This is a genomic window from Chitinophagaceae bacterium, assembly GCA_030053935.1.
Taxonomy (GTDB): Bacteria; Bacteroidota; Bacteroidia; order Cytophagales; family JASGCU01; genus JASGCU01.
The window spans coordinates 1-5,525 of the sequence record JASGCU010000073.1; the positions used below are offsets into that span (position 1 = coordinate 1).

At 32.0% G+C, this 5,525-nt stretch carries 6 protein-coding genes; all 6 read right to left on the reverse strand.

Translation table 11 applies throughout. The features are described 5' to 3' along the window. Nucleotides 1–83 precede the first annotated feature (83 nt). A complete protein-coding gene (locus tag QM536_07600; GenBank protein ID MDI9356867.1) occupies nt 84–908 on the reverse strand; it encodes a PASTA domain-containing protein in 825 nt (274 codons plus the stop codon). Between the two features lie 45 nt (nt 909–953). Beyond that, nucleotides 954–2,138, reverse strand: a complete 1,185-nt coding sequence (locus tag QM536_07605) for a Wzz/FepE/Etk N-terminal domain-containing protein (GenBank protein ID MDI9356868.1) — start codon at nt 2,136–2,138, stop codon at nt 954–956. Between the two features lie 84 nt (nt 2,139–2,222). Continuing rightward, nucleotides 2,223–3,206: a hypothetical protein gene (locus QM536_07610; GenBank protein MDI9356869.1), complete on the reverse strand. Its 984-nt coding sequence runs from the start codon at nt 3,204–3,206 to the stop codon at nt 2,223–2,225. A gap of 142 nt (nt 3,207–3,348) precedes the next feature. Further along, a complete protein-coding gene (locus QM536_07615) occupies nt 3,349–4,266 on the reverse strand; it encodes an ROK family protein (GenBank protein ID MDI9356870.1) in 918 nt (305 codons plus the stop codon). 15 nt (nt 4,267–4,281) lie between these two features. Next, nucleotides 4,282–4,848, reverse strand: a complete 567-nt coding sequence (gene efp, locus QM536_07620; GenBank protein ID MDI9356871.1) for an elongation factor P — start codon at nt 4,846–4,848, stop codon at nt 4,282–4,284. Between the two features lie 154 nt (nt 4,849–5,002). Beyond that, a partial coding sequence (locus QM536_07625; protein MDI9356872.1) for a hypothetical protein occupies nt 5,003–5,525 on the reverse strand: 523 nt, incomplete at its 5' end.

Genomic DNA, 5,525 nt, shown 5'->3' on the forward strand with positions numbered 1-5,525 from the left:
AAAAAAAATAAAAATCAAAGAAAAAGAATAGATAAATAGTTACCATACTTCTATCCCTTCGGGATTTTTATTTGTATAAATCATCATTTTTTAGTATCCCCTACTACCCATATCTCTATGGGAGTATCTACATTTATTCTTGTATTCGGTAAAGGGTTTTGCTGAAATATAGTTCCTTTTTGAGCGGTCTCTGTTATTGTTTTTTCAACTCCACCTTGTCTCATTATTTTAGTTATAGTTCCTTTGGAATGGGTATGTATTTCACCTATTTTTAAGTTAGAACCGAGTATAAGAATTTCTGCTTCTTCGTAGTTCATTCCTATTATATCAGGAGTAAGGAGCTGTTGATTTCCCATCCCATCTCCTACTTGTAAATCTATAGAAGACCCTTTGGGTAAGAGAGTGCCAGGAGATATTGGTTTGTTTTTATAAAATTGTTCCTTGACGCTATTCTGTGCGAGGTCGGGGACATATTCTATTTCCCCAAGAATTATATCATAACTTTTCAATACCATTTGAGCATTTTTGAGAGAGCCGTCTATAAGGTTTGGCATTTTTACGAGTGGAGGCATTTTTGCATTGAGAGAAACATATATTTTTCTATTTTCTTTTACAAAAGAAAAAGCGGGGGGTACTTGTGTTAGTACGACAAATGGAGGGTATTCGGATGAAAAGCTGGAGTCTTTAGTGATTTCATAACGAAGTTTTCTTTTTCCGAGTATATCCTCTAAATCTTCCATAGATACTCCTTTTAGGTCTGGTACAGTTATTGTTTCCCCATGCTTTGTGTGAATAGGGAGGTACAGCAAGAAGTATACCAGAAGTATAGTCATAGATATTCCTAATATTATCCCAATATGAATAAACAGGTTTAAAAACTGTTTTATTTTTTGTATGATAAGAAGCATATTTGTGTTTTTGATTTATATTTTATTGTATAACGATATTGATTTTTAGGGAATATTTTGGTTTTCCGTATAAGTTTTTAGTTTTTTTTCTTCTCTTATACTATTATAATAACTTTTAAAAAGGAACAGGGGAACAAGCATTCCACCAAATAGTATTCCTGCGGCTATGTATATAAGTAAAATTTTTTTTATATTTGGTTCTGTATTTGAAAGGGGCATGGTTACGGGCTCAAAAATAGAAAATATAGGAGTTTCTTTTTCCATATCTATTTTTGCCTTATAAAATTCTAGAGAAAGATTATTGTAGATATTATATTCTAAATTAAACTCTGCCTGAAGTTCCTGTTCTTTTGCTTTTGTAGTAGAGTATATCATTTCTCTATTACTGTCTTTAAAAGAGGCAAGGGCATATTGTGCGGCTTTAAATTTATTTTCTGATTCTTTGAGTTGTTTTTCTACAAACTCTAAATTTGCTCTTTTTTTTTCTGTTTTGTAATTAATGACATAATCTACCACTTTTTTTCTTACGGTATTATTTAATTCTGCGCTTACATAAGCATCACGCATCTTTGTTATAAAAGTAGTGGTGCGAGTATTTTTTTTTGAACTTTCTATTTTTATTCTGTTTCTCAAAGAATTCATAACCTGTATTTCTTCTCCCGTTATCTTTAAAATAGTATTTTTTTCATTTGTTGTAGTTATACTATCTTTTTTATAATGAGGGGGGATCGGAATAGGTTGAGAGGTTTGAAACATACCTATAAGTATATCGGGGATAGAAAAAATAAATCCGATGGTAGAGGAAATAATATTTTTGGTTTCGTTCTTGAGTAAATATTCATAGAGAGACATATTTTTTTTTTCATCAGAAAAATAAAATTTCTCTTTCATAAGTTCGTATAAAAATGGTTGGCTATCAATAATAGCGGGATACAGATCTGCGTTTATATCTCCGGCAGCAATATGATAAGTAGGAAGATTGATTCCTGCTAATCCTGCTAATCCTCTCAGTGATTCAGAAGAAGAAGAGGTATTAGTAGATTCTAAAAGTATAGTAGACTTTGCTTCGTATTCTTTCGGTGCAGTGATGGTATGTATAATACCTATTACAAAAAATATTCCTACTGAATAATATACATATTTGAGATGGGGCTTTATTACAAGGAAGAGGTCTATGAGTGATATTTCTTCTGCGGATACAATTTCTTTTATACTTTTTTGAGGTGTCATGTTGAGTTTATTATTGTGATTTTTAGGTAATAGTGTGTAGGTATTAGAAATCTGTAAAAGAGAGTTTTTGGGTTGGACTCATGTTTAATTTTTCTTTATTATATCCAATACTTCTTTTTCTGTTATGCCAAGTACCGATGATATAACAGAGAGAGGAAATCCATTTTTATAAGATCCAAGTACTGCTTGCTCTAACCTTGCTTGACTTCCTTCTTGTCTTCCTTCTTGTCTTCCTTCTTGTCTTTCTATTTGTTTCACTTTCTCTAATGATCCTCCCATTTTCCCTATTGATACTACATCCTCTAATACCTGTCTTGCCTGAGCATACGTTTTAAATCCTGTTTTCTTCATATCTATGGTTATTATGTCTTGAAAATATTGTTCTTGTCTTTCTTTATACTCATCTGTTAAAAATAAAAATTCTTTTATAAAAATAGTTAACCCTATAAGAGTATCATCTATTATTTTTTTGTTTTTTATTATTTCTACAATATGCTCGTTTGCAAGAAGAGATTCTTCTATTGTCTTGCTTTTATTTATGAGCAGAATAAATAAAATAACTATTGCAAAAGGGTTTTCACTTTTTATGAGATCTGTTTCTTGCTGATCCATAACTCTGTAACTTTCATACCGAAAAGAAAGATGAGTATAGTAAGTTTGTTTATAATATATACCAAAGTTTTTTGGATATTTTTTTCCTACAAAAATTGATATACTTTCTAAATTTTCTATGTTGAGTTTCTTTCTAATAAGGTAGTTATAGGTAAACATCCTTTCAGAAAAATCAATGTTGTGAGAACTTTCTATCTCTACGTGAACAAATATATGACTTTCTGAACCATCTTTGAGTATTAGTTTTATAAGTTTGTCAATCCTTTTGTTATCTAAGCCCTTTTCTTTAAATTCTTTCGACAATTCTTGTTCCAAAAATTCTATTTTGTTTATCTTACTCCAATCAACCTCTTGATATACTTTGGGCAAAAAAAACTCTAAAAACTCGGGAAGAAGAAACTCTATTATGTTTTTAAAGCTATTATCATAGTCTAAACGGAATTTTCTTTTATTCATTATATATATTGTAATTCTGAACTCGTTCCCCAAAATCGTTTTTGATACATTTATAATTTTGGATATCTTTGATTATCAATAGGTTAAAAACTCAATATTTTTATGGAGAAAAGAGAGTTTTGAGAGTGGGATCTGTAGTTTGTTATGTATCTTTTGTGAGAAGAGCCGCTCCAAAAACTCCTGCACTATCTCCTAATTTTGGTTTTAGAAAAGGGGTCTCTAATGTAGGATTAAATATATATTTTTTTACTTCCATAACTCCTTCTGAGTAGAGTAAATCAATATTTCCTACTCCCCCACCAATGACAATAGCGTCGGGGTCTACTATATTTATAACCATGGCTACTGCTTTGCCAAAGTAATGTATCATTCTTTCCATAGTAGCGGTAGAATGGGCATCATCTTTACGCTGATATGATTTGTAAATATCGGGAAGTTTTTTCTTTTCTCCCGAAAGAGAGTGGTAGAATTTTTCTAAAGATGGACCTGATAATATTCTTTCTACGCATCCTACTTTTCCACAATAGCAGTTTCCTCCCGATATATCTAAAAAATTATGTCCCCATTCTCCAGCTATTCCATGTTTGCCCGTAGGAACTTTTTGAAACATGACTAATCCTCCTCCTACTCCTGTCCCCATTATGATTCCAAAAACAACTTCTGCTTTTGAAACCTTTTCGGGAACACATCCCCAAAGAGTTTCTGCAATAGCAAAACAATTGGCATCGTTAGCTATTTCTATGGGTAAATGCAGTGCCGATTCTATATCTTTTTTTAAGAATTTTCCATTGAGACAAGTAGTATTCGAATTTTTAAGAGTTTGAGTGCTTGGTTCTAAAGTCCCTGGTGTGCCTATTCCTATTTTGGAAGGTATAAGCCCACTTTCTTTTTTTAAATTATCTACTAAGGTATATATTTGGTGTATGATATGCTCGTATCCTTTTTCTGCCTCTGTGGAAACCCTCATTCTGCATACTACTTCGGGCTTTTCATTTATTTCTTTTATAATAACACCCTCTATTTTTGTTCCTCCTAAATCAATTCCCCAAAGAAAATTCATAGTATATGGTATAGTTTATTGTTTTACTCTTTCGTGGTATGTTCTCGTGCGAGTATCTACTCTAATGATCTCATCCTGCCCAATAAAAAGAGGAACCTTGATAGAGGCACCTGTCTCGGTAGTAGCGGGTTTGAGAACATTAGTCGCAGTATCTCCTCTGATACCTGGTTCCGTATGTGTAATTTTTAAATCTACAAAAAGGGGAAGCTCGCATATAATAGGTTTATCTGTATCTGTATGAATAGTAATTTCCACTTCCTGCCCTTCTTTTAAAAGATCCGAATTGGGTATTTGTGCTTGATTCAATATAAGCTCCTCAAATGTTTTGCTATCCATAAAGTGATAACCGTAATCATCTTGAAAGGTAAACTGATATGCTCTTCGTTCTACTCTGGCGATAGTCACTTTTACACCTGAGTTAAATGTATTGTCTATGACCTTACCACTGGTGATGCTTTTTAATTTTGTGCGAACAAATGCTGGTCCCTTGCCCGGTTTTACATGCAAAAACTCTACGATAGCGTACAAATCATTGTTATATTCTATCACTAATCCATTCTTAAAATCTGCTGTTGATGACATTTTGTATTAAAATAAACGGTGAATATTATTAATTTAATAATTTTTTAAACGCGGTCTCTAAAAAGTAATTTTTATAATTTGAAAATGAGAAGGATATTAAAACTCTTGAACTTATATGTCTTATGTGGTGAGAAATACAATAAACTCTCTCGTTTTACTGATAATAATTTTTTATTTCCCCTTCTACTTCAATTACTTCATTTTTGAGATGGAGTATACCCACGCCTAAGCTTTTGGCTTTTTCTATCACCGTTTCTTCATAGGAAAGCCCCGCAATGAGTAGATAGATATGCTCTCTTAACATACTCCCTCCATATTTTTGAAATAATGGATATTGTTTCTCAAGAAATTTTTCTAAATCTTTATTATTAAAACGATGCTTCGTCTCCACAAGCGCTACGCTATTTGTATTTATTAATACAATATCTATCTCTGTAGCATCGTTTCCAATGTCATTAACAATCTTTATTTTTGTATGCACATAATCAAAATGAATGCCGTTGAGAGTAGGGTTATTTTTTACCCCACTCGCAAACATTTCTTCCACTCCCATCCCGATATTAAACCCTAAATTATCCATAGTAGATTGTAATCTTTTATAACCTTCTTCGTTTCTTCTATGAGCTTCTTCGTTTTTTCTATGAGCTTCTTCGTTTCTTCTATGAGCTTCTTCGTTT

Bases quoted from the DNA above. Each gene is read 5' to 3' on its own strand.
- QM536_07600 (MDI9356867.1), bottom strand. From the start codon at position 908: ATGCTTCTTATCATACAAAAAATAAAACAGTTTTTAAACCTGTTTATT.
- QM536_07605 (MDI9356868.1), bottom strand. From the start codon at position 2,138: ATGACACCTCAAAAAAGTATAAAAGAAATTGTATCCGCAGAAGAAATA.
- QM536_07610 (MDI9356869.1), bottom strand. From the start codon at position 3,206: ATGAATAAAAGAAAATTCCGTTTAGACTATGATAATAGCTTTAAAAAC.
- QM536_07615 (MDI9356870.1), bottom strand. From the start codon at position 4,266: ATGAATTTTCTTTGGGGAATTGATTTAGGAGGAACAAAAATAGAGGGT.
- efp (MDI9356871.1), bottom strand. From the start codon at position 4,848: ATGTCATCAACAGCAGATTTTAAGAATGGATTAGTGATAGAATATAAC.